Consider the following 26123-nt stretch of genomic DNA (forward strand, 5'->3'; position numbering starts at 1 on the left):
CCCTGACCACAGGCAGACGACAGGCGTACGGGGAGCGGCCCACGCTGCCCGTATGAGGACACAACGCAGAACGACCGGCACGCTCGCCGTCGTGCTCATCGCCCTGGCGCTCCTCGGCACGGCCCTCGTGTTCGTCCTCGGCGGCCGTGACGCCGAGTGGGCCGCCGCCGACTGGAAGAAGATCGTGCCCGGTGGCGACTGCCAGTGCGCCGACGGCAGCGAGTTCGCCTTCTGGGACCGGCGGGCCGACGCGAAGAAGGTGATGCTGTTCCTGAACGGCGGCGGCGTCTGCTGGTCCGCGGAGACCTGCGCCTTCCGGGACGACAAGGAGGACGAGGAGTACGACAGGAACCTGAGGGACGAGGGCCCGGGCAACTTCACGATGGAGGGGATCTTCGACTTCTCCGCCGCCAGGAACCCGTTCACCGGGTACTCCTACATGTTCGTGACGTCCTGCACGGGCGACGCCCACCTCGGCAACGCCGCCCACGAGTACGGCCCCGGGCTCACCGTCCAGCACCGCGGCTACGTCAACGGCACAGCCGCCCTGGACCACCTGGCGAAGCAGTACCCCGACGCCACCGAGGTCGTGATCGTCGGCAAGACCGCGGGCTCGGCCGCCGCACCCCTGTACGGCGGGCTCGTCTCCGACCGGCTCCCGGATGCGAAGGTCACCGTCCTCGGCGGCCAGTCGGGCGCCTGGCCGGACCACCCGGACTTCAACTCGCGGATCCTGGACGCCACTTGGGGAGCGTACGACGCGATGCCGTCCTGGGCGGTCGAGGGGAACCGGCCGGAGCAGTGGGGCCCGCCGGACTTCTGGGTCAGCGCGGGCCGGCACGACAAGGACCTGGTCCTGTCCCGCTTCGACTTCGCCCACGACCCGAACGCGGCGGTGGAGGTGACCGAGTGGATGACCTCCGACCCGCCGGACCTCCTCGCCGAGATCGACGCCAACGAGACGGCGATCGAACGGGCCGGGGTGACCGTCCACAGCTACACGGCACCCACCGACGACCACGGCATCTGGGAGTGGGACAAGTTCTACGGCATCGAGGTCGAAGGGGTCCGGCTCGCCGACTGGGTCGCGGATCTCGCCTCGGCCGGCGACGACCCACCGGGAGACGTCCACTGCAAGAAGTGCGGCTGACGTTCCGATACGCCGACGGGGCGCCCCTCCGCACAAGGGACGCCCCGTCGTCGTACGCCTCGAACCGGCGCCGAATCCGCCTACTTGGCGCGGTCGAAGTCGATCGCGCTGTACGCACGCAGCTTCGCGAGCCGGTGCTCCGAGTCGATCTGGCGGATCGTGCCGGACTTCGAGCGCATCACCAGCGACGAGGTCGTGGCGGTCTCGGGCCGGTAGCGCACGCCGCGCAGCAGCTCGCCGTCCGTGATGCCGGTCGCGACGAAGAAGACGTTCTCGCCGGAGACCAGGTCGTTGGTGCTGAGCACACGGTCGAGGTCGTGGCCCGCGTCGAGCGCCCGCTGACGCTCCGCCTCGTCCTTCGGCCAGAGCTTGCCCTGGATCACACCGCCGAGGCACTTGATCGCGCACGCGGAGATGATGCCCTCGGGCGTACCGCCGATGCCGAGCAGCAGGTCCACGCCCGTGCCCTCGCGCACCGCGAGGATCGAGCCGGCCACGTCGCCGTCCGAGATCAGCTTGATCCGGGCGCCGGTCTCGCGGATCTCCTTGATGATCCCCTCGTGGCGGGGACGGTCGAGGATGACCACGGTCACGTCCTCGGGCGCGACCCGCTTGGCCTTGGCGACCCGGCGGATGTTGACCGACACGGGAGCGTCGATGTCCACGAAGTCCGCGGCCTCGGGGCCGGTGACCAGCTTGTCCATGTAGAAGACGGCCGACGGGTCGAACATCGTGCCGCGGTCCGCGGCGGCGAGCACGGCGATCGCGTTCGGCATGCCCTTCGCGGTGAGCGAGGTGCCGTCGATCGGGTCCACGGCGATGTCGCACTCGGCGCCGGTTCCGTCACCGACCCGCTCCCCGTTGAAGAGCATCGGCGCCTCGTCCTTCTCGCCCTCGCCGATGACGACCACGCCGTTCATCGAGACGGTCGAGACGAGGGTCCGCATGGCGCGCACGGCGGCGCCGTCGGCACCGTTCTTGTCGCCGCGCCCGACCCACCGGCCGGCGGCCATGGCCGCGGCCTCGGTGACCCTGACCAGTTCAAGGGCCAGGTTGCGATCGGGGGCTTCGGAAGGAACGACGAGCTCGGAGGGCAGGTGATGCTGCTCGGTCATCGGGGCGAACCTCTCTTGGGAACGGCGACGGCCGGATGAGGGTGTGTACCCGGAGACTCTATCGGTACGTCGACATTTTGAGCAGAGGGGGTCACGTCTGAGCGGACATGGCCAGGACCGCACACCTGCGCACAAGGCGGACGAGGGCACCTGCGACCATGGGGCACGTGGCAGGTAGCAGAGGCAAGAGTGTGGCGCAGACGGTCCGGGACATGGTGCTGTCGCTGGCCGTCATCGGAGCGGTCGTCGCGGTGATCTACGTGTTCATCCCGCACGACGAGTCGGCGACTCCCGTGAAGCGGGTCGACTACAAGGTCGAGCTGGCGACGGCGTCGCGCGCGGCGTCGTACCCGCTCCTGGCCCCGCAGGGTCTTGACGCCGACTGGAAGGCGACCTCCGTGCGCTACAACGGCGCGGAGGATGAGCACTGGCACCTCGGGTTCCACGGCCCGGACGGCAAGTACGTCGCGGTCGAGCAGACCTCCGGCAAGCCCGGCCCCTTCATCGCGTCCAAGAGCCAGAAGGCCGAGGACACCGGGAAGACCCAGCGCATCGGCGGCAAGGACTGGCGGCGCTACGAGGGCGGCACCTACGACGCGCTCGTGCTCCAGGAGGGCGGCGCGACCACCGTCGTCACCGGCAGCGGCTCCTTCACGGCCCTGACGCAGATCGCGGAGTCGCTGCGTCCGGCGCCCGCGGACAAGGTCTGATCCACTCCTCGAGGCGGGCCTCCGCATCCCTGCGATGTGAACCGGATCACCCCGATCCGGTTTTGGTTGAACTTTCAACGTGACGGGTTTATGGTCGTAGACGTCGGAGCGATTCGATCGATGATCGATCAAACCGGCGCCCCCACCCCGACCCGCTCGTAAAGGTTGCCTCGCATGACCCTCGCACTCGACGCCGCCGCTCAGGACCTCCTCTTCCGTGAGGCCCGGACCGCCAACACGTTCACCGACGAGCCGGTGTCCGAGGAGCAGGTCCAGGCGATCTACGACCTCGTGAAGTTCGGCCCGACCGCGTTCAACCAGTCGCCGCTGCGCATCACCCTGGTCCGCTCGCCCGAGGCCCGCGAGCGTCTCGTCCAGCACATGGCCGAGGGCAACCAGGCGAAGACCGCCACCGCCCCGCTCGTCGCGATCCTCTCCGCGGACAACGAGTTCCACGAGGAGCTGCCGGGTCTGCTCCCGCACTTCCCGCAGGCCAAGGACATGTTCTTCAGCGAGCGCCCCGTCCGCGAGGGCTCCGCGACGCTGAACGCCGCGCTGCAGGCCGCGTACTTCATCATCGGCGTCCGCGCCGCCGGTCTGGCCGCGGGCCCGATGACCGGACTCGACTTCGCCGGTCTCCAGAAGGAGTTCCTGGACGGCGACCACACCCCGCTGATGGTCGTCAACATCGGCAAGCCGGGCGAGGACGCCTGGTTCCCGCGCTCCCCGCGCCTCGCGTACGAGGACGTCATCACGACCGTCTGAGCCCACGGACCGCGGGGCCGGCGCCCCGCCCCGTACCCGTACACGCAAAGCCCCCGGCCTGTCACCGGGGGCTTTCGTGTACGCGGGGTGGGGGAGCGGGGCTACTCCTCGCCCTCACCCTCCTCGGACGCCAGCGCCGCGTCCAGCCGCGCCCGCGCCCCGTCCAGCCAACGCCGGCACACCTTCGCGAGCTCCTCGCCGCGCTCCCACAGGGCGAGCGACTCCTCCAGGGTCGTGCCGCCCGCCTCCAGCTTGCGGACCACCTCGACCAGTTCGTCCCGCGCCTGCTCGTAGCCCAGGGCCTCTTCGGTCACGCTCATGCCCCGTTCTCCTCATCCCTTGCCTGTACGTTCCCGTCGGTCCTGGTGACCGTGAACTCCCCGTCGGCGACCCGCGCCCGCAGTGTCTCGCCCGCCGCGACCTCGCCCTCGGCCCGCACCACCGAACCGTCCCCGCGCTGCAGCACCGCATAGCCGCGCTGCAGGGTGGCCGCGGGGGAGAGGGCCACCACGCGGGCGCGGGTGTGGGTCAGCTCGGAGTCGGCGCGGTCGAGCAGATGCCCGAGCGTGCGCCGGCTGCGCTCCACGAGGTGGTCGATCTGCTGCTCGCGCTCGTCGACCATCCGGTGCGGATGCTCCATCGAGGGCCGTGACATCGCGGTGGCGAGCCCGCGCTCCTCGCGGTCGAGCAGGATGCCGACCGCACGCCGCGCCCGGTCGCGCATCAGCCGCACCCGGTCCAGCTCCTCGCCCACATCGGGCACGACCTTCTTCGCCGCGTCGGTGGGCGTGGAGGCCCGCAGATCCGCCACCAGGTCGAGCAGCGGCGAGTTCGGCTCGTGCCCGATCGCCGACACCACGGGCGTACGGCACGCGGAGACGGCCCGGACCAGCTGCTCGTCGGAGAACGGGAGCAGATCCTCCACGCTGCCGCCGCCACGCGCCACGATGATCACGTCCACCGCGTCGAGCGCGTCGAGCTCCTTGACCGCCTGCACCACCTGCGGCACGGCGTGCACGCCCTGCACCGCCACGTTCCGTACCTCGAAACGGACGGCGGGCCAGCGGTGCCGCGCGTTCTCCAGGACATCCCGCTCGGCCGCCGAGGCGCGCCCCGTGACGAGCCCGATGCGCTGCGGCAGGAACGGCAGCCGCCGCTTGCGGTCGGCCGCGAACAGCCCCTCGCCCGCGAGGGACTTCTTCAACTGCTCCAGCCTGGCGAGCAGTTCGCCCACCCCGACCGGCCTTATCTCGGTCGCCCGCAGCGAGAGTTGCCCCCGCGGCGCGTACCACTCGGGCTTCGCGAGCACGACGACGCGCGCGCCCTCGGAGACGACATCGGCCACCGTGTCGAAGACGCCCCGGAAGCACGTGACGCCGACGCTGATGTCATGCGACGGATCCCGCAGCGTCAGGAACACCACACCGGCACCGGGCCGCCGCGACAACTGGGTGATCTGCCCCTCGACCCACACCGCCCCGAGCCGGTCGATCCACCCCCCGATGAGCCGCGAGACCTCGCCCACAGGGAGGGGGGTCTCGGCGGACGTGTTCAGAGCCATGCGTAGGAGCGTAGCCGCGCCCGCTGACACTCCAGGCGCCCCGCCTCAGCCGGACGCCCGCCTCAGCCGGACGCGCCCACCTCGCCGGACCCGCCCACCTCGCCGGACCCGCCCCGGCGCCCTCGCTGGACGAACAGCACCACCAGCCCCACTGCCAGCCAGCACGCCCCCACCACCTGCGCCGCCCGCGACGCCTCCACGATCACCGCGATCGCGATGGCCGCACCCAGGACCGGCATCAGCACGTGCTTCCACCAGATGACCGCCCCGCCCCGCTTGTGCACCGCGAACCACGCCACCACCGACGCGTGCAGCATCGTGAACGCCACCAGCGCGCCGATGTCCACGACCGAGACCAGATGGTCCATCCCGTCGTCCCGCGAGGCCGCCCATACCGCCGCGACCAGCGTGATCACCGCGGCGACCGACAGCGCGACCCGCGGCGTCCCGGCGTCCGTGCGCGCGAGCAGCCGCGGCAGCCGCCGGTCGCGGCCCATCGCGAACAGCAGCCGGCCCGCTGCGGCCTGCCCGGCCAGCGCCGCGAACGCCGCCCCGATCGCCTTGCTGACGGCGACCAGGTCATGCAGCCACGTACCGACCGAGGCGTCCACGGCGTCGTAGAACGCCGACCCCTGCTTCACCGGCTCCGCCGCGAGCTCCGCCGACGACATCGGTTCGAGCAGCGCCACCAGATACGTCTGCGCGATGAACAGGAAGCCCGCGAGCGCCAGACAGAACAGCACCGCCCGCGCCACCTTCGCCGAGCCCCCGGTCACCTCCTCCGCGAACGAGGCGATGGCGTCGAAGCCGAGATACGAGAGCACCGCGATCGACACCGCGCCGAGCACCGCCGACAGCGCGAAGGTCCCGTCCCCGGTGAGCGGCGACAGCCAGTCCCGCTGCGCCCCGTCCCGTACGAGCACGACGACCGCCGACACCATGAAGACGGCGAGCACCACGATCTCCATCGCGAGCACCAGGAAGCCGGCCTTCGCCGCCGTCCGCACCCCGGTCAGGTTCAGCGCGGTCGTGATCAGCACCGCGAGCGCCGTCCACACCCACCGCGACACGTCCGGGACCAGCGCGTTCATCGCGATCCCGCAGAAGAGGTACGCGACCGCCGGGATCAGCAGATAGTCGAGCATCGCCATCCACCCGGCGATGAACCCGGGCCCGCGCCCGAGCGCCGCCCGCGCGTACGCGAAGACCGAACCCGCCTGCGGTACGACCCGCACCATCTGCGCATAGCTGTACGCGGTGAACGCCATGGCGATCGTCGCCACGATGTAGACGAGCGCGACCGCGCCGTGCGACTTCGCGTCGAGCGCGCCGAAGACACCGACGGGCGCCATCGGGGCGATGAAAAGGAGTCCGTAGACGACAAGATCCCGGAAGCCGAGACTGCGCCGCAGCCCCGTGTGCTGGTCCTGCCCGGCCTCAGCGGACATCGTGCGCCTCCCTGGTCTGCTCAGGCCCCAGTCTCCCCAAGGAGGCGATCTTTGACCTGTTGAGCGCGGCCTTACGATGGGGGACATGACTGCACCCACCCAAGCCCGCCGCGTCCTGCTCGCCGCTCCCCGTGGCTACTGCGCGGGTGTGGACCGCGCCGTGATCGCCGTCGAGAAGGCCCTGGAGCAGTACGGGGCGCCTGTCTATGTTCGCCACGAGATCGTGCACAACAAGTACGTGGTGCAGACCCTGGAACGTAAGGGCGCCATCTTCGTCGAGCAGACGGAGGAGGTGCCGGCGGGCAACATCGTGATGTTCTCCGCCCACGGCGTCGCGCCGACCGTCCACGACGAGGCCGAGCGCGGCCGCCTCGCCACGATCGACGCGACCTGCCCGCTGGTCACGAAGGTCCACAAGGAAGCTATTCGCTACGCGTCGGACGACTACGACATCCTTCTCATCGGCCACGAGGGCCACGAGGAGGTCATCGGCACCTCCGGCGAGGCCCCCGACCACATCCAGCTCGTCGACGGCCCCAAGGACGTCGAGAAGGTCGAGGTCAGGGACCCCGAGAAGGTCGTCTGGCTCTCCCAGACCACGCTCTCCGTCGACGAGACGATGGAGACGGTCGACGCCCTGAAGACCAAGTTCCCCGGCCTCGTCTCCCCGCCGTCGGACGACATCTGCTACGCCACGCAGAACCGTCAGCTCGCCGTCAAGCAGATGGGCGCCGAGGCGGACCTGGTGATCGTGGTCGGCTCGCGCAACTCCTCCAACTCCAAGCGCCTCGTCGAGGTCGCCCTGCAGGCCGGCGCGTCCGCCTCGTACCTGGTCGACTTCGCCTCGGAGATCGAGGAGGGCTGGCTGGAGGGCGTCACCACGGTCGGCGTCACCTCGGGCGCCTCGGTCCCCGAGGTCCTCGTCGACGAGGTCCTCGAGTGGCTCGCCCAGCGCGGCTACGAGGACGTGGAGACGGTGAAGGCCGCCGAGGAGTCCATCACGTTCTCGCTCCCGAAGGAGCTGCGCCGCGACCTGCGGGCGGAGGCGGCGGAGCGGCTCGGGCAGGCGTAGGGGTACGGGCGGCTGCCCTCAGCACCCTTTTCGTACGGTCAAGGTTGGCGCGGGACGCGTGTCCCGCGCCCGCTTCGGGGGGTGGGCCCGCCTACGTTGGGCCCGTGGAGCAACAAAGGACCCGCCCCGTCCCGGGCTACGACGCCGGCTACCCCGAGGCCGCGCTTCCCCCGCAGGCCGCACCCTCCGAGGCCCGCACCCGCGCGGCCGCCCCCGCCCGGGCGCGCACGGCAGCCCCGCCCGCGGCGCGGGCGGTCCGCGGCACCGTCCTCGCCGTGCGCCGCGCCGTCACCGCCGTCCGCACCATGCCGAACCCGCGCCTGACGGGCCTCGGCGCCGGACTCTTCGCCTCCCTGGTCCTGCTCTGCGTCGCCGGCGTGGACCGGCTGCTCCTCGACGGCTCCGGCACGCTCTACGGCTTCCTCTTCCTGCCGGTCAGCGCCCTGGCCGCCCTGTGGGTACGGCCCGCCGACCTCGTCACCGCACCGGTCGCCGTCCCCATCGCCTTCGCCGTCGGACTGCTGCCGATCGCGGGCGGCAGCGGCGGCTTCGGCGGCCAGCTGATGGGCCTGCTCACGGCCCTCGCCCTCAACGCGGGATGGCTCTACGGGGGCACACTGATCGCGGGCGTCATCTCGACGGTCCGCAAGATCCGCGACATGAAGCGCCGCCGGGCCCAGCGCGCGCTGCAGCACCGGCCGCCACGGCGCCGTATGCCCTCGTAGGCCCCTCATGCCCTCATGGATCTCTCAGGAGGCCCGGGGCAGATGCTCCTCCCGGGCCGCCATCGCCGCCCCGACGATCCCCGCATTGTTGAGCAGCTCGGCGGGCACGATCTCCGCCTTGATCCCCTCGATCAACGGCAGAAACTTCTGCGACTTCCGGCTGACGCCACCGCCCACGATGAACAGCTCGGGCGAGAACAGCATCTCCAGATGCGCCAGATACTTCTGCACCCGCCGGGCCCAGTGCTCCCACGTCAGCTGCTCGTCGTCCCGCGCCTTCGTGGACGCCCGCTTCTCGGCGTCGTGCCCGTGCAGCTCCAGATGCCCCAGCTCGGTGTTCGGCACGAGCTTCCCGTCGATGAACAGCGCACTGCCGATCCCCGTACCGAACGTCAGCAGCAGCACGGTGCCCTTGCGGCCCTTGCCCGCGCCGGTCCGCATCTCGGCCACCCCGGCCGCGTCGGCGTCATTGAGCACCGTGACCGGCAGCCCGCCCGTCGCCTCGCTCAGCAGCGCCCGCGCATCGACATCGATCCACCCCTTGTCGACATTGGCGGCGGTCCGGATCGTGCTCCCGCCGGTCACGACGCCCGGAAACGTCACCCCGAGCGGCCCCGACCAGGCGAAATGCTCCACGACCTCCCGTACACAGCCGGCGACCGCCTCCGGAGTCGCCGGCTGCGGGGTCAGGACCTTGTGCCGCGGCTGCGCCAGATCCCCCTGCTCCAGATCGACCGGGGCACCCTTGATCCCGGACCCGCCGATGTCCACGCCGAAGATCTCCATCTCTCCACGTTACGACGGACCACGGACCGTCACGCCCCGGACGGCCCGACGCCCCGGTCCGGGCCCGCCCGTGCGGCCGGGACCGCACGCACCCCGCCGCGGCCCTAAAATGGTGGACCGGCCCGCCCGCGAGGGGCTGCGCCCTCACACCTCACGCACGGGAAGTCGGTCAAACGTGTCGCTCACGATCGGAATCGTCGGTCTGCCCAACGTCGGCAAGTCGACCCTGTTCAACGCCCTCACCAAGAACGACGTGCTCGCGGCCAACTACCCGTTCGCGACCATCGAGCCGAACGTCGGCGTCGTCGGCGTCCCCGACGAGCGCCTGACCAAGCTCGCCGAGATCTTCGGCTCGCAGCGGATCCTCCCCGCGACCGTCGACTTCGTCGACATCGCGGGCATCGTGCGCGGCGCCTCGGAGGGCGAGGGCCTCGGCAACAAGTTCCTCGCGAACATCCGCGAGTCGGACGCGATCTGCCAGGTCATCCGCGCGTTCGCCGACGAGAACGTCGTCCACGTCGACGGCAAGGTCTCGCCGAAGGACGACATCGAGACGATCAACACCGAGCTGATCCTCGCCGACCTCCAGACCATCGAGAAGGTCCTGCCGCGCCTCCAGAAGGAGTCGCGCATCAAGAAGGACATCGTCCCGAAGGTCGCGGCGGTCGAGGCGGCCAAGGAAATCCTCGAAAAGGGCGACACCCTCTTCTCCGCGGGCATCGTCCAGGGCTCGGAACGCGCCGAACCCCTCCACGACCTGCACCTCCTCACGACCAAGCCCTTCCTCTACGTCTTCAACGTCGACGAGGACGAACTGACCGACGACGCCTTCAAGGCGGAACAGAGCGCGCTGGTTGCCCCGGCGGAAGCCATCTTCCTCAACGCGAAGCTGGAAGCGGACCTCGCGGAACTCGACGCGGACGACGCCATGGAACTCCTGGAGTCGGTCGGCGCCACGGAGCCGGGCCTCGCCACCTTGGCCCGCGTCGGCTTCAACACCCTGGGCCTCCAGACCTACCTGACCGCCGGCCCGAAGGAATCCCGCGCCTGGACCATCCCCAAGGGCGCGACTGCGCCTGAGGCGGCGGGCGTCATCCACACGGACTTCCAGAAGGGCTTCATCAAGGCGGAGGTCATCTCGTTCGCGGACCTCGTGGAGACCGGGTCGGTCGCCGAGGCGCGGGCGAAGGGGAAGGCGCGGATGGAAGGGAAGGAGTATGTGATGCAGGACGGGGATGTGGTGGAGTTTCGGTTCAACGTGTGAATGATTCGAACGGGAAGTCCTTCGGCCTGCGTTATCGCAGGTGGAAGGGCTTTTTCGTGTCCGAACGTAGTGGAATTCTGGCTGGATCCGGCAGATACCCGGGTGGGTATGTGGAGCCGTCGGTGGGGCGGGTCTACGGCTGGAGGGCAGTGGGGTCCATGAGGTTGGACCAGGCTTGTTCGGCGGGCAGGAGGTCGCGGTCGGGGAGTGTGGTTTCGGGGAACCAGGCCTCGCGGTCGCAGCCGGGCACGATGTCGAGCAGGATTTTGACGAGGTTGCCGGGGACGGAGCCGGTGATGCGGACCGCGACGTAGGTCTCGTGGTCGTGGGCGGGGCGAACTTGGATGCCGACGGTGAAAGTGTCGTAGGCGAGGGTGTGTTCGGTGCCGTCTTTGAGAGAGGCGCGGACGGCGTTGGGCAGGGCGGTTTCCAGGCGGCGGACGAATCGGGTGCCCTCTTCCGCTCGGTAGCGCAGGTGGTCGTCGCGGTCGGGGAGGAGCGCGCCGGTGTAGGTCTGGCTGGTGAGCGGGCGGGAATGGCTAGCGTTGTAGCGGCTGCGGGCATCAGTGGCCTCGGTGGCCAGGGCGGCGTAGAAGTCGTCACCAGAGCCGTCTTCGCGGAGGCCGGCCGCGACGAGCCAGGGGCAGGGCGGTCCGGACTGCCAGACCGCTCCGCGCCAGCGCTGCACCTTGACCTTGAACAGGACTTCGTCGTCGATGGCCCGGATGCGTTCGTGCCGCCCGTCGCCTTCGTGGTCGAACTGTTCGTGCGCTTTGGTCAGCAGAGCGTGGTCGATGTCGTCGAGGGGTGCGGTGATGGGCGGGATCGGTAACTGGAGATCTTCGCGGAGGCAGCGCAGTGTGGGTCGGGTGCGGTCCATCCCGGGTCAGCTCTGCTCGCCGAGGCCGCCGAGCCGGTCGAGGTCCTCGGGGGAGATTTCGGTGAGCAGTGCGACCCGTGCCTTGGTGGTGCCGTCCAGGACGCGCATGGACTCGGCCATCCCGCGCCGGATCTCCTCGCGCTGATGCTTTATGTACATGCGGACCGCGTCGGCCACGAGGTCCTTCTTCGTTACGCCTAGGAAGTGGGCGCCCTGGGTGATCAGCTGGTCCGTCTCCAGGTCCACCTTCAGCGGGGCGGACGTACGGGGCTTCGCTGACGCGTTCTGTGGCTGCACGGGTACCACCTCCGGTATCGGATGGTACCGCGATACCGGTCGCAAGGGCGGGGCTTTCGTGTGGAGTGGATATCAATCAAGGAAGCGGTCGCGGGCGTGCGTTACCGCTCGACCGAGCCGGCCAGGTGCGTGCCAGCCGTTCGAGCGGGCCTCCTTCTCGAAGACTCCGATCATGTACGCGAGCGATGCGGGACCGCCGATATCGCCCGACCAGGTCAGCTCCTTGCCTGCCAGCTCCTTTGGTACCAGTGGCCATCCCCGGACCGCGAGGTGCAGTGCGAGGGTGGCCCGTGCGTACAGGGGCATGACACCGCGCGGGATCTCCGACTGGAGGTCCGCGTACTGGGCTGTCTCACGCATGGTGAGCCATGGCCCGCCGTCACCGACGCCGCCGGTCCGTGCCGCAAGCATCGGCACCATTGCCCCATCGGTTCCCGCCACGGCGAAGACCAATTCGTCGCCCGCCTCCTGAACTTCGTACCGGGGCAGGTAGGCGAGGCGCGCCAACCCGAGCGCCCGCTTCCAGGAGGTGACCCACAGACCGCGGCGCAGGTAGTACGCCACGCTCGCCTGCCAGGTCCAATGCGTATCGAGCCGGACTCCGGACAACCCTTCGGCGAGGCAGGCCCCGTACACCGTGTTGAGTGCCGCGTCGGCCAGGCCCCGGCGACGCGCGACGGGGTGGACGTACAGCGAGGAGATCCGCAGAGCGTTACCTCCGGAGGGATGCCGGTCGACCGCCACGGTGCCGACCGGGCGACCGCTCAGCCCTTTGTCCACCAGCCAGTACCGCGTGCTGAACCACTCGTCGTGCCTGGACTCCCTCCCACGCTCGCCGAGCCTCAGTCTCAGCTCCCGCTCACGCGTCACCGTCAGAGACCATGGATCGACGAACTCACCAAGCGCGCCCTCGGTCAGAGAAGCGAGGTCGTGGAGTGCGAACTGCCGCCCCTCGCCGAGGAGAACTGGGCGGAAGCCGGCCTCGACGGCGAGTCGCTCGTGCAGGCGGTGGGCAGGTGTTGGGGCCATGCGCCGGAGCGTAGATCCGGGTCCGGCGGCCGCAGCGGGCTCTGCGGCGCAGTTCATCAGGCCGGTGGACCGCCCTCCCGTTCACGCAGTTGCCGTTCGCACTCGTGTGCAAGGAAGGGGTACGTCTCGGCGATGGCGGTGTAGATCCGCTGTCGCAGCAGCGTCTCGGCCGCTGCGCGTCCCGTCTTTCCGTGCAGGCCGTCGAGCAGCTCGTCGTAGTGGGTGAGTTGATGCCGCAGATAGTTGACCTGCCAGCGGTCGAGCGCGGGGCGATCGGAGCTCTCGACGGTTGCGGGATCGGGCATGTGTCCCCATCGCTCGTACGAGTGCTCCTCGTCGCGCTGGTTGCGGTGAGCCACTGCTTGCTGAACCAGCCGGTCCGGCCTCCAGTGCGGAACGTCGATCGGCTCGTCCCGGATCCGGGTGAGCACCTCCTGCCGTTTGCGCTCCGCCGTGTCGCGCGCGGCGTCGGAACGCCGCCGCGCGGCAGCTGCGGCGGCTTCGAATACCGGTGACTGCTCGATGAGTTCAACCGCTCTACGAGATAGAGCCGCGTCTGGGGCGCGGACCGGAAGACTGGGTTTACGCTTCGCCGGTCGGGTTCGCCGAGCAACTGCCGCACTATCCCCGCCGTCCATCCGCGAGCCCGCAGGCCGGCCACCGAGATGTATGCACTTCTTGTCGGTTCACTCCCACCCATGAAACCTCCCCCGAGATAACTGTCTGTGGCGACTCCATTGGTAGCGCGGGGCACTGACATTGGAGTGGTGTGGCAGCTCGATCAGGTCTGCGAGTGATTGTCGATTCTGTGGCTGACTTTGGGCGGTGGCCGACAAGTCGCCTGACTAGCACTCCAGTTGGGGGACAAAACAATGCTTAGTGCGGAGGACCGCCACACAGCGCCGTCATAGATCAACCGGGCTTCAGGCGATCCCTGCTGGCGCGAAATGATCCTTGGCCAATGATGCGCTCTTTCGTCACCGGCTGTCGCGAGCGACTCTACGACGAGGACGTTCTCGCGGGGATGACGGGAGCTGTTCAGGATGGTCGATTCCTTGCCGATCTACGTGCCCGCGTTGCCAGCGCGTCGAAGCGCGCTCTCCGCGTACGAGCGGTTGAAGCCCTGGACCCGTGCGGTCAGCACCCCTTTGTGGACTATGCCGCCGCGGACGGGTCCGGAGCGCCTCATCGGCCGCCGGCCGACGACGCTCCACGACCGGGACTGCGACGCTCTCGCCGCGCACATACGCCGCACGACAGTCGCGATCATGCACGCGCAGCAGGCTTACCCGGCCTGGGTGGATGCCTTTCATGTGGAGGACGAGCCGGGACCGGTCACGGTCGGCCTCTGGAACCACCTTCCTCCCAGTCCACTCAGGCCGGTGACTGGGATCGAGCGCCCCGGCTGGCAGCAGGCAGCGACCATGGAGGTGGCCCAGGCGAGCGGCAACGGTCTGGGCATCCGTCTGTTGCTGTCGGAACTGCCCGACGAGCGCAGCAGTGAAGCCGTCACGGAACTGATCGAGCGTGTGCGAGCCGTGGCCGAACCGTTGGACCTGCTGATCGACCTGGGAGCTGTGACCGATGAGCACCATCAGGCCGACAAATGGGCGTTGCGCGCGTGCGACTTGTTCGGGAGCCTCCACCACTGGCGCACGCTGGTGGTGGTCGCCGGCTCTGTCCCGCGCGTCCTGGCACACCTGGACGAAGGGGCGATGACCGAACCGCATCGCTTCGACTGGGACATTCGGCACATGCTGCTGCACGCCGGTGCGCCAATGGCGCCCCCTCTCGTCTACGGCGACTACGGAGCACAGCACACACGTGGAGCGGACCAGCCCACACAGAGGCGGGGCGGCGGACCGCCGTGGGGGCTCCTGCGGTACACAACCGAGCGGACGTTTCTGCTGGCCAAGGCCTCGACGGAGGGCGAGCGCCGGGCAGCGGGGATCCGTACGCTCGCACGGCGCATCGTCGGGATGCAGGAGTACAGAGGGGCGGAGTTCAGCGACGGCGACAGGTGGCTCAGCCACTGCGCGCGAGGGACGGGAAGAGAGGGAACGGGCAGTGCGGAAGCCTGGATCCAGGTAGGTCACAACCAGCACATGGCCTATGTGACGCACCAGTTGAGGGAAGCCATGTCTGAGTAGTGCGAGGTCGGCGGTACGCCAAGCGGGCCTCTGAGGCACCTCTGCCGACAAAGCACGCAGGCGAAGGCAGTCGGAAGGCGTTGCGAGGAACGCCTCAAGCGCATTCCGGCCGTGCCGTGAGTCTGATGGGGGCGACCGCTCGCTCGACGGGGAGCGTGGTGCGTTCAGCCGAAGTCGGCTCGTACCTTCATGCCGGGTCCCGCAGGGGAGTCCAGACCCCAAAGGCGATGCGTGCTGCCGCTGCTACGACCATCAGTACGACAGGCAATGCTGCCAGGTACCCTCAAACACATCGTCAACGCGGCCCGACGGGCTTCCGCTCCACCCGGTGGAGTCTCGAAGGACATGCCCCCACCCGCACGAGCCATTTCGTGCTGCCCGGGGGAAGTCCTTGTTGTTCCGTGCGTCTGCGAAAACGGCCGCCACCATGGCGTTCGACAGTTCGCTCCACCTCCATCTCACCGAGCAGTTCACCCATATGCACGGCCACCTGCCCCACCCCTCGGAGATGCGGTCCTGGGAGCGGAGCATCCCTGTGCTGACCGCCGCACTCAATGACGCGGGACTGGGCGAAGTGGAGGTCATGCTCGAGTACGCACTCCCGATGAACAGCAAGAGAGCCGACGCGGTTCTCGCTGGAATCCACCCGCGCACGGGCGCGCCCTCCTATGTCGTGGTGGAGCTCAAGCAGTGGAGCGATGTGGTCCCGGACGAGGACGACCCAGTGCTTTGCCACGTCACCTCCTATGCTCAGCCGGTCCTCAACCCCATCGAGCAGGTACGCCGCTACTGCGAGTACCTCGTCAACTTCAACGGTGCTGTAGCCGACCACCCCGAACGGGTCGCAGGAGTAGCCTTTCTGCACAACGCAACCGAGTTCGACGTGGCCGCACTGCGCGAGATCGAGTCCGACCAGTGGGGCCAGTTGTTCGCGGGCGACAGACGTGGTGGATTCATCGACTACGTTCGTGCGCGGCTCAGCCCTGAGCACCCGGGCGCCGCAGCCGCTGACGCGTTGCTCGCGGGGAAGGCGGCCCCCTCGAAGCAGCTGATGGCGGTTGCTGCGGACGAAGTCCGTGAGCGTGAGCAGTTCGTGCTCCTCGACGAACAGCAGGTCGCTTATCGCAAGGTTCTCAATGCGGTTCGCAAGGCCCAGCAGTCCGACCACAAGGAGGTCGTGGTCATCACCGGTGGTCCTGGCACCGGAAAGAGCGTTATCGCGCTTTCCCTGCTCGGTGAGCTGTACCGGCGAGGCGTCCTGGCCCTGCACGCGACCGGGTCCCAGTCCTTTACCAAGACGATGCGCAAGGTCGCGGGTGCCAGGAAGCGCGAAGTGCAGGACCTCTTCAAGTACTTCAACAGTTTCATGGCGACGGAGAAGAACAGCCTCGACGTCCTGGTCTGTGATGAGGCCCACCGTATCCGTGAGACATCCGCCAACCGATATACGCCGGCCGCACAACGGACCGGCAAGCAGCAGATCGACGAACTGATCGACGTGGCCAAAGTGCCCGTCTTCCTGCTCGACGAGCACCAAGTTGTGCGCCCAGGTGAAATGGGCACGGTTGAGGACATCCGAGCCGCAGCGGCACGCAGAGGGCTGAAGTGCCCTGTCATCCGGCTGGAGAGCCAGTTCCGCTGTGGTGGGAGTGATGCATACCTGCGCTGGGTGGTGCGGCTTCTGGGACTTGACCCCGGGGGCCCGGTGGTGTGGGACCCGGATGACCGCATGCAACTCCTGTTGGCCGACAGCCCGGAAGAGATGGAAGATTTCCTGGACGACCGCCGAGGCCAGGGCTGCAGCGCTCGCATGTCAGCCGGCTACTGCTGGCAGTGGTCCCCGGAACCCAAGCCGGGACAGCCCCTTCCGGCAGATGTAAGGATCGGCGCCTGGGAGCGCCCCTGGAACCTGCGTGGTGACCGGTCTGTCTCCGGCGCGCCACCGTCTGCCCTGTGGGCCACGGACCCGGCGGGCTTCGGCCAGATCGGTTGCGTCTACACCGCCCAGGGCTTCGAGTACGACTGGTCCGGTGTCATCATCGGCCCCGACTTGGTGTGGCGCGGCGACCGATGGGTGACGGACCGCACTGCGTCCAAGGACCCGGTATTCAGACGCTCGACACCGGATACCGAGGTGGACCGCCTGATCCGCAACACGTACAAGGTGCTGCTCACCCGCGGAATGGTCGGTACGGTCGTCTATTCCACGGATCGGGAGACGCAGGAGAAACTGCGAGAACTGGTGGGTTCCGGGCAGCGCATGGCCGTCACGCCGTAAACGACCGGACTGAACCGCGGATTTTTCGCCAACTTGCCGCCGGCATGCCCTGAGCCGGCTTGAGGAGTGCACGTGAGCTGCTGAGATCCATAAGATCACCCGTACCAATTGCGGCCCGACGGGCTTCCTTCGCGTAAGGACATGCCCCCACCCGCACGAGTCACTCGTGCCCTGGGGGAACCACGTCGTGTCCATGCTCCTGCTGAGGCTGTCCGCGCAGGACCTGCTCGCTTTGAATTCGAGACGGCACATGGTGGCGCATCTCGCCGCCAGATACCGCTACTTCCGAGGCCGCGATGTGTCCGATTCAGAACGGGAGGCATGGGCCGAGAGCCTTGTCGAGCTGGCGGAGGACCTGGTCGAGGCAGGCCGGGGCAACGTCGAGATGGTTGTCGAGTGCGCGGCGACGGTCGAGGCGCCGAGGAAGGGGGATCCGCCCCTTATCGACGTCGTGCTCGTGGGCCGCCATCCGGAGACAAGCCAACCGTCGTTCCAACTCGTGGAACTGAAGCGATGGTCCATGGTGACGAGGGTGGAAGCCGCCACCGCGCAGGTCGTCCGTGTGCCGGGCATCGCGAAGCCGAAGAAGCACCCTGCGCTGCAACTCAGAAAAACATTCCAACTGTTCACCGGAGACCAGGGGCCGCTGCGGGGCATCACGGTTGAATGCGGCGGATTCGCGTATCTGCACAACGCCACTGATGACTCGGTTCGGCCGCTGCTCGATACGCTGGCGCCGACCGGAGCCTATGAGCAGGTGTACACCGGCGACAGCCGTGACCGGCTCCTTCTGGATCTGCGGCGGCATTTCGCCGAGAACGGCGCGGATTCCGCGGCCGAGCAACTCCTGAAGGCCATGAACCTGCGGAACACTCCGCTGCTCGACGCGATGATCAGATCTCGCGGGGAGGACACGGTGTTCACTTTGCGTAGAGAGCAGAAGAAGGTGGCTGACAGTGTTCTGCACCGGGCCGACATGGTTCTCGGCGATCCCGGTCAACCCGCTGCCTCGCCGGACGGTGAACGAGCCGTTTTCATCGTGACGGGTGGTGCCGGCACTGGAAAGAGCGCCGTAGGTCTGCAGCTCAGGGCCGATTTTGAGGCGGCCGGACGAACGGTGAAATATGCCAGTGGCAGCCGTGCCTTCAATGGGGCGCTTCAGGAGCAAGTGGGCTACAAGGAGCAGGAGTTCAAGGAGAGGTTCGCCTACTTCAGCAACTTCGTGACACTCCCTGACCCTCCGCTGGACGTCCTCATTTGCGACGAGGCACATCGCTTGAGAGAGCGAACCACCGACAGGTACCGCCCGGAGGAGGAGTGGGGCAAGCAGCCTCAGGTGGATGATCTGCTCGATGCTGCCCGTCTCACGGTGTTCTTTCTCGATGAGAGCCAGTCCGTAAGGCCGAAGGAAGTCGGCACGGAGAGCCTGATCGAGAACGCCGCGGCAGCGAGAAAGATCAAGCCACTTCCTTACCGGCTCAGGGAGGAATGGCGCTGCGGGGGAAGCGATGCCTACATCCGTTGGGTGCGGGCTGTCCTTGGCATCGAGGAGGGAACCACCGAGTGGACGCCCGACGGTCTGATGCATGTCGAGGTGGCCGAGAGCCCTCAGGAACTCGAACACATCATCAGGACAGAGGTGGAGGCAGGGGCGACGGCTCGGATGGTGGCCGGCTTCTGCTGGCCGTGGACTGATCCCGTGGGGAAGGGCAAGGGCGCGCGCCTGGAGGCAGACGTGCGGATCGGTGACTGGCACCGGCCGTGGAACGCCAAAGGTGACTCCTTCCGCGATAACGGAAGGGTGCCCCCGTCCACGAAATGGGCAGTGCACCCTTACGGCATCAACCAGATCGGCTGCGTTTACTCGTCTCAGGGCCTGGAATGGGACTGGTGCGGGGTGATCCTCGGCGGGGACATGGTGCGGCGCGGCGATCGCTGGGTCTACCGCAAAGGGCAGTGGTGCAAGGACCCGGAGAGCGGGGTCAAGCGTGTCCGAGTGCCCGGTTCGTTCGACATGAAGCTCCGCGAGGGGACAGGAAGCAAGGAAGAGAAGGCGGAGGAGTTCGCACGCTGTGTCCGGCACGCCTACCACGTCCTCATGACCAGGGCGAGCCGCGCGACGGTGCTGTACTCCACGGATGAGGAGACACAGGCGTACCTCAAGAGCTGCGTAGGCGACGTGCAGATACACGGCCTGCGGCCCACATGGGAAAGCCTCCCCGCCGAGGCGCGGGAGCCGCATCGGTCCAGTCCGAAGAGGAAGGGGCATGACACCTCTCCCGGCCAGGAGCTGCTCTTCTGAAGGATCCATGCCCTGGGGGAGTGGCGGGCTCGCCGGGCCCGCCACTGCCTACCTCAGATGAGGTGGCGCGCTGCCGCCGCCAGTGCCTCCCACACGAAGTTGGAGATCACGCTTGCGGTGACGCCGACCAGGATCTCGCGGATCCAGGGACGACGCGCAGGCTTGTACTCGACCGGTTCCATAAAGGCCCATCCCATGGCGTGAGTTCGGATGGCAGGACCGGATTGCCCTACCGGGCATCCGCTCCATCCGTCACTCACGGTCAGTGGACTGGACCATGGACTCTGCCTCGTACCCTCCGGGAAGGTGCGCAGCAGTCACGAGGGTATCTCACGGCGCGCGCTATCGCCGGGCCAATGTTCCGGCGACCCAACGGAATTGGGCAACTGAGAGATCGCGGCCGCTGGGTCGGCGGACAGGACTGTGTGGTTGCGCCGAGCTGTACCGAGGCAGGGCTTCCCGCTCGGCAGTACGGCACATGAGATTTGTGCAAGAGGGGGCCAGTGGGACTATTGCGACCGGCGTCGGGACCTACGCCCCTATAGCGCGGTTGATGTTCGCCCACATGCTTGTGAGCGTGCGGGCATTCTGTCTGCATTCTGCCGATCCCCGAGATGATGAGATCCAGGGACCGACGAGATACAGGGAACAGAGTGACGACTTCGGGCGCCCTCGGCAAAGACGCGGACAGGCGCTCGCCTGGGATCCCAGCCCGCCAGGGACTGATCGATCCAACGGATCACGTGAGACGCATCCTCCGGCGGCGAAGTCTCGGGATGCATCTGCATTTGCACAGTTCAGGTGGGGTCGGCCCGGTTTCGGGTCGGCCCTGTTCGCCTATCCGTGGCTTGATCCCGGCTGGATGAACTGGCGGATCGCCGTCACCTGGCGTCGTCCGGACCCGCTGCCGTACCGAACCCCTCACTCCGCAGAAGCCACCCGATGCAAAGCAAGCTCCGCATCACCCGAAAGAACCGCCTGATGCAGATCCTGCAAACTGGCGGACGGTTCGAGGCCGAGTTCGCGGACCAGGGAATTGCGGAGCTTCTGGTAGGCCTCCAGGGCGCGCCAGCTGCCGCCGGTGCGGTGCAGGGCGCGCATCAGTTGGGCGCAGAATCCCTCGTGGAGAGGGTGGCGGGCGGTCAGGACCCGTAGTTCGGGGACCACCTCCGCGTAGCGGCCGAGGCGCAGGTCCGATTCGATCCGGCGCTCGAGGACCGTGGTGCGTTCCTCGTTGAGGCGCAGCACCTCCAGTTCGAGCACGGCGCCGACCGGTACGTCCACGAGGGCAGGCCCCTGCCACAGGGCGAGGGCGCGGCGCAGCAGGTCGGAGGCGGCGCGGTGGTCGCCGAGCTCGAACGCGCTTCGGCCGCTGTCGGCGAGCCGCTCGAACTCGTGGGCGTCGACCTGTCCCGGCTCGACGCGCAGGAGGTAGCCGCCGAGCCTGGTGACCAGGATGTCCTTGGCGTCGAGCGTGGGGTCGTCCGCCAGCGCGGCGGAGATCTTCCTGCGCAGCTGGAGGATGTACGTCTGCAGGGTGGTGGAGGCGCTGCGGGGGACGTTCTCGCCCCAGATCTCCTCCATCAGGGTGGGGACGGCGACGACGCGATCGGCGTGCAGGGCCAGCAGGGCGAGCAGTTGGCGCGGCTTCGCGGCGGTGGGTACCACCGGGAGCCCGCGCTCATGCGCGGCGAGAGCTCCCAGGACATTGATCTCCATGTGTCTCTCCCCTAGGACGGTCTCCCGAGAGTCCCACCGAGCCGCCCGCACACCCAGTGAGCTGCGCATGCGCTCCGTCATGAAAATGTCATGGCGCGCCTGTGACCGGCGCACTGTCCCCGGTCGGGGACCGCGCTCCAGACTCTCGAAGCACAGGCCGACGGAATCCCGGTCGAGCCCAACTCGTTCGCAGAAGGAGCAGTCATGAACGTCACTGAAGAGACCATGCGTTCCGCAGAGCTCACCGCCCGTGCCGGACTCGAGCCCGAGCTCGCCGTCCGCCTCGGCCGGGAAAAGGGGGACGTGCTGCGCGAGTTCGGTCTGACGATCGAGACGGCGGCCCTCATACCGGCCGGCGGCGAGGGCGCGTTCGAGAGCCTCAGCAGCGGTGCGGGTGCCGGTGACGCCGCCTGGTGCGTCTGCTTCTCGCCGGAGGTCGCGGTTCCCGGGTTCCGTGCATGAGTGCAACGGATCAGCGTGGCCCGAGTGGTCCGTACGTGGCGTTCAAGCGCCACGTACGGGCCCGTGCGGTGCCCGGAGAAGCCGTCTTCATGTGGTCGGACACGGACGTGACGAGAGTCGGGGGTGCGGCCGTGGAGACCCTGGTTCCGCTCCTCGACGGCAGTCGTACGCTCTCCCAGCTTCTCCAGGAGGCCGGCACGGCGATACCCGTGACCGAGGCCGGGCACCTGGTGCGGCGGCTCGCCGAGGCCAACCTGGTCGGATACCGCCCCGAGGCCCGGCGAGCGGAGGACGCCGGAGACGAGGGACGGTCCGCGGAGGCCTACTGGGACCGGGCCGGCCTGGAGGGGGCGACGGCCGAACGGAGCGTGCGCAGCACGCCGGTCGAGCTCATCCTGGTCGGCGACGTCGACTCCGACGAGGCGCATGCCGTATGCCGTACGGCCGGCCTCACCGTCGTATCCGCCGAGGGGAAGGAAGGGGAGGGGGCGGGGCCGGCCCTCGCTCTCGTCCTGTGCGAGGACTACCTGCACCCGGGGCTGCGCGCGGTGGCCGAGCGGCTGCGGCGGGTCGGACGGCCATGGCTGATCGCCAAGCCGTACGGGGCGCAGCCATGGACGGGACCGGTGTTCACCCCGGACGGGGACGGCCCCTGCTGGAGCTGTCTGGCGCACCGGCTGCGCGCCCACCGCAGGGCCGAGACCGAGATGGAGAGGGCGCTCGGACTCGACGCCCCCGCGCCTCGCCCCGCCCCGTCCCTGAGTGCTGTCCGCGCCCTCGGCCTGAACGCCGCAGTCCTCGAAGTGTCCAAGTGGCTCGCAGGGTTGCGGATGCCGGCGCAGCGGTCCGTGCGTGTCCTCGACAGCCTCACGCTGAGCAGCACCGGTCACGAGGTCACCCGGCGTCCGCAGTGTCCCGACTGCGGTGAGCCGGGACTTGTCGCCGAGCAGACCCGGCGCCCGGTGACCCTGGTGTCACGGCTCAAGGCGACCGGGACCGGCAGCAACGACCGTGCCCTGTCGGCGGAGCAGATGCTGGAGCGTCATGGGCATCTGATCGGTGAGGTCACCGGCATCGTGACGGGTATCAGCCCGCTGCCGGGGCTGCCCGAGGGGATGCACGCCTACGACTCCGGGCACAACCTTGCGTTGCGCGGCAGTTCGGTCGCCGACCTGCGCCGCGTCCTGCGCGCCCGCAGCGGCGGCAAGGGGGCCACCGCGGTCGAGGCACGGGCGAGCGCGCTCTGCGAGGCGGTGGAACGCCACAGTGCGGCGCGTCAGGGCGATGAGCTGACCGTGCGCGACACCTTCACGGGGCTCGGGGCGCGGGCCGTGCACCCCAATACGTATCAGCTGTTCCACAAGCGGCAGTACGAGGAGCGGTCGCGGTGGAACGCCGCGCACGGGCCCTTCCACCAGGTGGCCAGGCCGTTCGACACCTCGGCCGCCACCGACTGGACCCCGGTGTGGTCGCTCACCGAGCGGGCCCACCGCCTGCTGCCCACATCGACGCTGTACTTCGACTGCGCCTCGGGCGGCGCGGCCGACGGGCAGTGGGCCGACTCGAACGGCAACGCGGCGGGCAGCAGCATCGAGGACGCCGTGGTGCAGGGCTTCCTCGAACTCGTGGAGCGGGACGCGGTGGCCGTCTGGTGGTACAACCGGCTGCGGCTTCCGGCCGTGGACCTCGACGCGTTCGACGCACCGTGGCTCGTGCGGCTGAGGGATGCGTTCGCCCGGGCGGGCCGCACCCTGGAGGCGCTCGATCTCACCAACGACCTGGGTGTGCCGGTCATGGTGGCGCTCTCCCGGTCGGCCGGTGACACGGAGCCCGACTTCGTCTGCGGCTTCGGGGCGCACCTCGACCCGCGGCTCGCGCTGCGGCGGGCGGTGACCGAGGCGGCCCAACTGGCGCCGTCCCCGAGGCCGTTGCCCGGCGGGTCGGCCATCCCTCAGCCGCAACTCATCGCGGACCAGGGCGAGTCGGCGCGTGGGCCTGGCGCCTGGCAGTCGCGTCCGCACAACGAGGACCTCCTCGACGACGTCGAGTACGTCCGCTCGCTGGCCGGCCGGAACGGATTCGACGTGCTCGTGCTCGACCAGACCCGGCCGGATGTAGGCATTCCGGTGGTGAAGGTTGTGGCGCCCGGATTGCGCCCGTTCTACGCGCGCTTCGCGCCCGGACGGCTGTACGACGTGCCGCATCGGATGGGGCTCACGCCGCGTCCCCTGCGGTTCGATGAGCTCAACCCGGTTCCGCTTCCGGTGTAGGACGGCCTGGCCTGATTCCGCTTCTGATATGGGTGGTCTCACCATGTTTCCTGCACAGGTCCGACACGGCCTATAGTTCCAATCCAGAGCTCCCGAATCCCCTTGGGGTGCTTCGGGGTTGGGGTCGTCATTGCGGCGCATCCGTGAGCCGATGGGCACGGGTGCGCCTCATCGCTGTCCCGGTATCGGCAGGCGCACAGGGGGAATGTGATGCGGAGTCGTTTGAGACCGGAACGCACGGGTGGCCGACCTGACGTCCCCGCACCCCGGCTGGCCCAGGGCATCAGTGCCACCGTCATCGCGGGCTTCGGCGTGATCACCCTGCTCAACATTCGCAACGAAGTGTCCGGCGAGGTGCGGTTCGCGCTGTGTCTCACGGCCGCCCTCGTGCTCTACGGTCTGCAGCTCATCGTCGCGGCCTCGGGCGCCCGCCACTGGTCGCCCCGCCGTCGCGGCCTTGTCCTCGCGGCCGTGACGCTGCTGACGTATCTGCCCATGTTCTGGGTCGGTATCGCCTGGGGCAGCATGGCCGGGCCGCTCGGTGGATCGATTCTGCTACTCCTTCCCCCGCGTCTGGCCTGGCCCGCCTACGGGCTGGTGGTTCTTTCGCTGCTCGGCTGGTCCATCGATCACTCCGCGGCGCTCGAAACCGCCTACCTCACCATCTCCACGGCGCTGGCCGGCCTTGTCATCTACGGGCTGACACGGCTCACCGACCTGGTACTCGAAGTGCACGCCGCCCGCGCCGAGATGGCCCGGATGGCCGTCACGCAGGAGCGACTGCGTTTCGCCCGCGACCTGCACGACCTGCTCGGCTACAGCCTGTCCACGATCACCCTGAAGAGCGAGCTCATCCACCGCCTCATCCCCGCCAACCCCGAGCGTGCCTGTGCGGAGGTGGCCGGAGTGCTCGGGGTCTCGCGGCAGGCCCTCGCGGATGTGCGCCTGGTGTCCAGTGGTTACCGGGAGATGTCGCTCGAGGCCGAGGCCGACTCCGTCGCCGAGGTGATGGCGGCCGCCGATGTCCGGGTGGACATGGACATCTCCTGCGGGCGGCTGCACCCGGTGGTGGATACCGTGCTCGCCACTGCCCTTCGGGAGGGCGTGACAAATATCCTCAGGCACAGCAAGGTGCAGTCGTGCACCATCACAGCCGTGACGGAGGGGGAGCGGGTGCGGCTTACGCTGCTCAATGACGGTGTGGCGGCAGAGCGGGGTCCGGCGGTGGCGGACGCGAGCGGTAGCGGTCTGGGGAATCTGCGGACCCGGCTCAGCGGCATCGACGGTTCTCTCCAGGTGTCGACGGACGACAAGGGCTGGTTCAGGCTCGTGGCGGAGGCGCCCGTCAGGCCCGCCATGGACGGACCCGCCGTACGGACGTCGGACGCAGCCGCGGCCTGACCGTCCACGCCGCAACAGGTCACCGCGCAACAGGTCGCCGCGCAAGAGGTCACCGCTCATCAGGTCAGCGGACAACAGGTCAGCGGGAAACAGGGGGAACGGATGCTGTCGGTGCGGGTGTTGCTCGCCGAGGACGTGCACATGATCAGAGGTGCACTGGTGGCACTGCTCGAAATGGAGCCGGACCTCAAGGTGGTCGCCTCGGTGGACCGGGGGGACCTCATCGTGAAGACGGCGCTGCAGGTGCGCCCGGCCGTCGCCGTCATCGACATCGACCTGCCCGGCACCGACGGGCTCACCGCGGCGGCGGAGCTGCGCACCAAGCTGCCCGAGTGCCGCACGCTGATCCTCACCAGCCTGGGCCGGCCCGGAACACTGCGCCGGGCCATGGCCGCGCAGGTCTCCGGCTTCCTCCTGAAGGACTCGCCGCCCGACCGCCTTGCGCAGGCGGTCCGTTCGGTCGCGGGCGGCGGCCGGGTCATCGACCCCGAACTGGCCCTCAGCGCCTGGGAAGCACCGGACAGCCCGCTGTCCCCGCGCGAGACACAGGTGCTCCGGCTCGCGGCGCAGGGAGCGGACGCCGAGGAGATCGCCGAGCAGCTGTATCTGACCCCGGGCACCGTGCGCAACTACCTGACCGCCATCGTGGACAAGCTGCACGCCAGAAACCGCGTCGACGCCATCCGCATCGCGGAGGAGGCGGGCTGGGTGCCGTAGGGCACCTGCTTGCCGGGCCACG

24 protein-coding genes are annotated in these 26123 nt (G+C 68.8%); 13 read left to right on the forward strand and 11 right to left on the reverse strand.

The features are described 5' to 3' along the window. Positions 1-52 precede the first annotated feature (52 nt). The gene (locus ACIBI4_RS22360) at positions 53-1150 is read left to right on the forward strand and encodes a pectin acetylesterase-family hydrolase (RefSeq protein WP_399205738.1); all 1098 of its coding nucleotides are present in this window, start codon (positions 53-55) and stop codon (positions 1148-1150) included. An 80-nt stretch (positions 1151-1230) separates the two neighbouring features. Here the strand turns inward: ACIBI4_RS22360 and glpX are convergent, their stop codons facing one another. Further along, on the reverse strand, positions 1231-2265 hold the full coding sequence (gene glpX, locus ACIBI4_RS22365; protein ID WP_399205739.1) for a class II fructose-bisphosphatase: 1035 nt from the start codon (positions 2263-2265) through the stop codon (positions 1231-1233). Positions 2266-2432: 167 nt separating this feature from the next. On the opposite strand from glpX, the gene ACIBI4_RS22370 reads away from it, so the two are divergent. Beyond that, positions 2433-2975 (forward strand): DUF4245 domain-containing protein, encoded by a 543-nt coding sequence (locus ACIBI4_RS22370; protein WP_399205740.1) that lies wholly within the window; start codon positions 2433-2435, stop codon positions 2973-2975. A 174-nt stretch (positions 2976-3149) separates the two neighbouring features. Further along, positions 3150-3740 carry a malonic semialdehyde reductase gene (locus ACIBI4_RS22375; RefSeq protein WP_399205741.1) on the forward strand — a complete coding sequence of 197 codons (591 nt, stop codon included), beginning with the start codon at positions 3150-3152 and terminating at the stop codon, positions 3738-3740. 101 nt (positions 3741-3841) lie between these two features. Here the strand turns inward: ACIBI4_RS22375 and ACIBI4_RS22380 are convergent, their stop codons facing one another. From ACIBI4_RS22380 to ACIBI4_RS22390, 3 genes are all read right to left on the reverse strand, one after another. Beyond that, positions 3842-4060, reverse strand: a complete 219-nt coding sequence (locus tag ACIBI4_RS22380; protein ID WP_399205742.1) for an exodeoxyribonuclease VII small subunit — start codon at positions 4058-4060, stop codon at positions 3842-3844. Continuing rightward, a complete protein-coding gene (gene xseA, locus ACIBI4_RS22385) occupies positions 4057-5301 on the reverse strand; it encodes an exodeoxyribonuclease VII large subunit (RefSeq protein ID WP_399205743.1) in 1245 nt (414 codons plus the stop codon). Before xseA ends, ACIBI4_RS22380 begins: the two co-directional genes overlap by 4 nt. A gap of 62 nt (positions 5302-5363) precedes the next feature. Next, positions 5364-6749, reverse strand: a complete 1386-nt coding sequence (locus tag ACIBI4_RS22390; protein ID WP_399205744.1) for an APC family permease — start codon at positions 6747-6749, stop codon at positions 5364-5366. Between the two features lie 76 nt (positions 6750-6825). Here ACIBI4_RS22390 and ACIBI4_RS22395 point away from each other — a divergent pair, with 76 nt between their 5' ends. Beyond that, on the forward strand, positions 6826-7821 hold the full coding sequence (locus ACIBI4_RS22395) for a 4-hydroxy-3-methylbut-2-enyl diphosphate reductase (protein ID WP_399205745.1): 996 nt from the start codon (positions 6826-6828) through the stop codon (positions 7819-7821). 104 nt (positions 7822-7925) lie between these two features. Then, positions 7926-8546, forward strand: a complete 621-nt coding sequence (locus tag ACIBI4_RS22400; RefSeq protein ID WP_399205746.1) for a DUF6542 domain-containing protein — start codon at positions 7926-7928, stop codon at positions 8544-8546. 24 nt (positions 8547-8570) lie between these two features. Here the strand turns inward: ACIBI4_RS22400 and ppgK are convergent, their stop codons facing one another. Further along, entirely contained in the window at positions 8571-9332 is a 762-nt protein-coding gene (gene ppgK, locus ACIBI4_RS22405) for a polyphosphate--glucose phosphotransferase (protein WP_399205747.1), read from the reverse strand. A gap of 175 nt (positions 9333-9507) precedes the next feature. Between ppgK and ychF the strand changes: the two genes are divergently transcribed. Further along, a complete protein-coding gene (ychF, locus tag ACIBI4_RS22410; protein ID WP_399205748.1) occupies positions 9508-10596 on the forward strand; it encodes a redox-regulated ATPase YchF in 1089 nt (362 codons plus the stop codon). A gap of 133 nt (positions 10597-10729) precedes the next feature. On the opposite strand, the gene ACIBI4_RS22415 is transcribed toward ychF, so the two are convergent. The 4 genes from ACIBI4_RS22415 to ACIBI4_RS22430 form a co-directional block, all read right to left on the reverse strand. Further along, positions 10730-11476, reverse strand: a complete 747-nt coding sequence (locus ACIBI4_RS22415) for a hypothetical protein (RefSeq protein WP_399205749.1) — start codon at positions 11474-11476, stop codon at positions 10730-10732. A 6-nt stretch (positions 11477-11482) separates the two neighbouring features. Further along, positions 11483-11773 (reverse strand): hypothetical protein, encoded by a 291-nt coding sequence (locus ACIBI4_RS22420; protein WP_399205750.1) that lies wholly within the window; start codon positions 11771-11773, stop codon positions 11483-11485. A gap of 72 nt (positions 11774-11845) precedes the next feature. Further along, positions 11846-12802, reverse strand: coding sequence for a GNAT family N-acetyltransferase (locus tag ACIBI4_RS22425; RefSeq protein WP_399205751.1), 957 nt, complete (start codon positions 12800-12802; stop codon positions 11846-11848). A 56-nt stretch (positions 12803-12858) separates the two neighbouring features. Further along, on the reverse strand, positions 12859-13107 hold the full coding sequence (locus ACIBI4_RS22430; protein ID WP_399205752.1) for a hypothetical protein: 249 nt from the start codon (positions 13105-13107) through the stop codon (positions 12859-12861). A gap of 738 nt (positions 13108-13845) precedes the next feature. Between ACIBI4_RS22430 and ACIBI4_RS22435 the strand changes: the two genes are divergently transcribed. From ACIBI4_RS22435 to ACIBI4_RS22445, 3 genes are all read left to right on the forward strand, one after another. Beyond that, positions 13846-14952: a hypothetical protein gene (locus ACIBI4_RS22435; protein WP_399205753.1), complete on the forward strand. Its 1107-nt coding sequence runs from the start codon at positions 13846-13848 to the stop codon at positions 14950-14952. 391 nt (positions 14953-15343) lie between these two features. Beyond that, positions 15344-17230 carry a DUF2075 domain-containing protein gene (locus tag ACIBI4_RS22440; protein WP_399205754.1) on the forward strand — a complete coding sequence of 629 codons (1887 nt, stop codon included), beginning with the start codon at positions 15344-15346 and terminating at the stop codon, positions 17228-17230. Between the two features lie 193 nt (positions 17231-17423). Further along, the gene (locus ACIBI4_RS22445; RefSeq protein ID WP_399206077.1) at positions 17424-19532 is read left to right on the forward strand and encodes a DUF2075 domain-containing protein; all 2109 of its coding nucleotides are present in this window, start codon (positions 17424-17426) and stop codon (positions 19530-19532) included. A gap of 53 nt (positions 19533-19585) precedes the next feature. On the opposite strand, the gene ACIBI4_RS22450 is transcribed toward ACIBI4_RS22445, so the two are convergent. Next, on the reverse strand, positions 19586-19729 hold the full coding sequence (locus tag ACIBI4_RS22450) for a DUF6408 family protein (RefSeq protein WP_399205755.1): 144 nt from the start codon (positions 19727-19729) through the stop codon (positions 19586-19588). 724 nt (positions 19730-20453) lie between these two features. Beyond that, entirely contained in the window at positions 20454-21251 is a 798-nt protein-coding gene (locus ACIBI4_RS22455; protein ID WP_399205756.1) for a BTAD domain-containing putative transcriptional regulator, read from the reverse strand. Positions 21252-21455: 204 nt separating this feature from the next. Between ACIBI4_RS22455 and ACIBI4_RS22460 the strand changes: the two genes are divergently transcribed. The 4 genes from ACIBI4_RS22460 (at position 21456) to ACIBI4_RS22475 (ending at position 26101) form a co-directional block, all read left to right on the forward strand. Then, positions 21456-21713 (forward strand): hypothetical protein, encoded by a 258-nt coding sequence (locus tag ACIBI4_RS22460; RefSeq protein ID WP_399205757.1) that lies wholly within the window; start codon positions 21456-21458, stop codon positions 21711-21713. Next, a complete protein-coding gene (locus ACIBI4_RS22465) occupies positions 21710-23983 on the forward strand; it encodes a TOMM precursor leader peptide-binding protein (RefSeq protein ID WP_399205758.1) in 2274 nt (757 codons plus the stop codon). Before ACIBI4_RS22460 ends, ACIBI4_RS22465 begins: the two co-directional genes overlap by 4 nt. A 222-nt stretch (positions 23984-24205) precedes the next feature. After that, complete coding sequence (locus tag ACIBI4_RS22470; RefSeq protein ID WP_399205759.1) at positions 24206-25384, forward strand: sensor histidine kinase; 1179 nt, start codon at positions 24206-24208, stop codon at positions 25382-25384. A 102-nt stretch (positions 25385-25486) separates the two neighbouring features. After that, complete coding sequence (locus ACIBI4_RS22475) at positions 25487-26101, forward strand: DNA-binding response regulator (RefSeq protein ID WP_399205760.1); 615 nt, start codon at positions 25487-25489, stop codon at positions 26099-26101. Positions 26102-26123 lie beyond the last annotated feature (22 nt).

Origin of the sequence: Streptomyces sp. NPDC050418 (assembly GCF_044458745.1) — a bacterium.
Taxonomy (GTDB): Bacteria; Actinomycetota; Actinomycetes; order Streptomycetales; family Streptomycetaceae; genus Streptomyces.

Bases quoted from the DNA above. Each gene is read 5' to 3' on its own strand.
- ACIBI4_RS22360 (WP_399205738.1), top strand. From the start codon at position 53: ATGAGGACACAACGCAGAACGACCGGCACGCTCGCCGTCGTGCTCATC.
- glpX (WP_399205739.1), bottom strand. From the start codon at position 2,265: ATGACCGAGCAGCATCACCTGCCCTCCGAGCTCGTCGTTCCTTCCGAA.
- ACIBI4_RS22375 (WP_399205741.1), top strand. From the start codon at position 3,150: ATGACCCTCGCACTCGACGCCGCCGCTCAGGACCTCCTCTTCCGTGAG.
- ACIBI4_RS22380 (WP_399205742.1), bottom strand. From the start codon at position 4,060: ATGAGCGTGACCGAAGAGGCCCTGGGCTACGAGCAGGCGCGGGACGAA.
- xseA (WP_399205743.1), bottom strand. From the start codon at position 5,301: ATGGCTCTGAACACGTCCGCCGAGACCCCCCTCCCTGTGGGCGAGGTC.
- ACIBI4_RS22390 (WP_399205744.1), bottom strand. From the start codon at position 6,749: ATGTCCGCTGAGGCCGGGCAGGACCAGCACACGGGGCTGCGGCGCAGT.
- ACIBI4_RS22395 (WP_399205745.1), top strand. From the start codon at position 6,826: ATGGGGGACATGACTGCACCCACCCAAGCCCGCCGCGTCCTGCTCGCC.
- ppgK (WP_399205747.1), bottom strand. From the start codon at position 9,332: ATGGAGATCTTCGGCGTGGACATCGGCGGGTCCGGGATCAAGGGTGCC.
- ACIBI4_RS22415 (WP_399205749.1), bottom strand. From the start codon at position 11,476: ATGGACCGCACCCGACCCACACTGCGCTGCCTCCGCGAAGATCTCCAG.
- ACIBI4_RS22425 (WP_399205751.1), bottom strand. From the start codon at position 12,802: ATGGCCCCAACACCTGCCCACCGCCTGCACGAGCGACTCGCCGTCGAG.
- ACIBI4_RS22430 (WP_399205752.1), bottom strand. From the start codon at position 13,107: ATGCCCGATCCCGCAACCGTCGAGAGCTCCGATCGCCCCGCGCTCGAC.
- ACIBI4_RS22435 (WP_399205753.1), top strand. From the start codon at position 13,846: ATGGTCGATTCCTTGCCGATCTACGTGCCCGCGTTGCCAGCGCGTCGA.
- ACIBI4_RS22445 (WP_399206077.1), top strand. From the start codon at position 17,424: ATGCTCCTGCTGAGGCTGTCCGCGCAGGACCTGCTCGCTTTGAATTCG.
- ACIBI4_RS22450 (WP_399205755.1), bottom strand. From the start codon at position 19,729: ATGGGATGGGCCTTTATGGAACCGGTCGAGTACAAGCCTGCGCGTCGT.
- ACIBI4_RS22455 (WP_399205756.1), bottom strand. From the start codon at position 21,251: ATGGAGATCAATGTCCTGGGAGCTCTCGCCGCGCATGAGCGCGGGCTC.
- ACIBI4_RS22460 (WP_399205757.1), top strand. From the start codon at position 21,456: ATGAACGTCACTGAAGAGACCATGCGTTCCGCAGAGCTCACCGCCCGT.
- ACIBI4_RS22465 (WP_399205758.1), top strand. From the start codon at position 21,710: ATGAGTGCAACGGATCAGCGTGGCCCGAGTGGTCCGTACGTGGCGTTC.
- ACIBI4_RS22475 (WP_399205760.1), top strand. From the start codon at position 25,487: ATGCTGTCGGTGCGGGTGTTGCTCGCCGAGGACGTGCACATGATCAGA.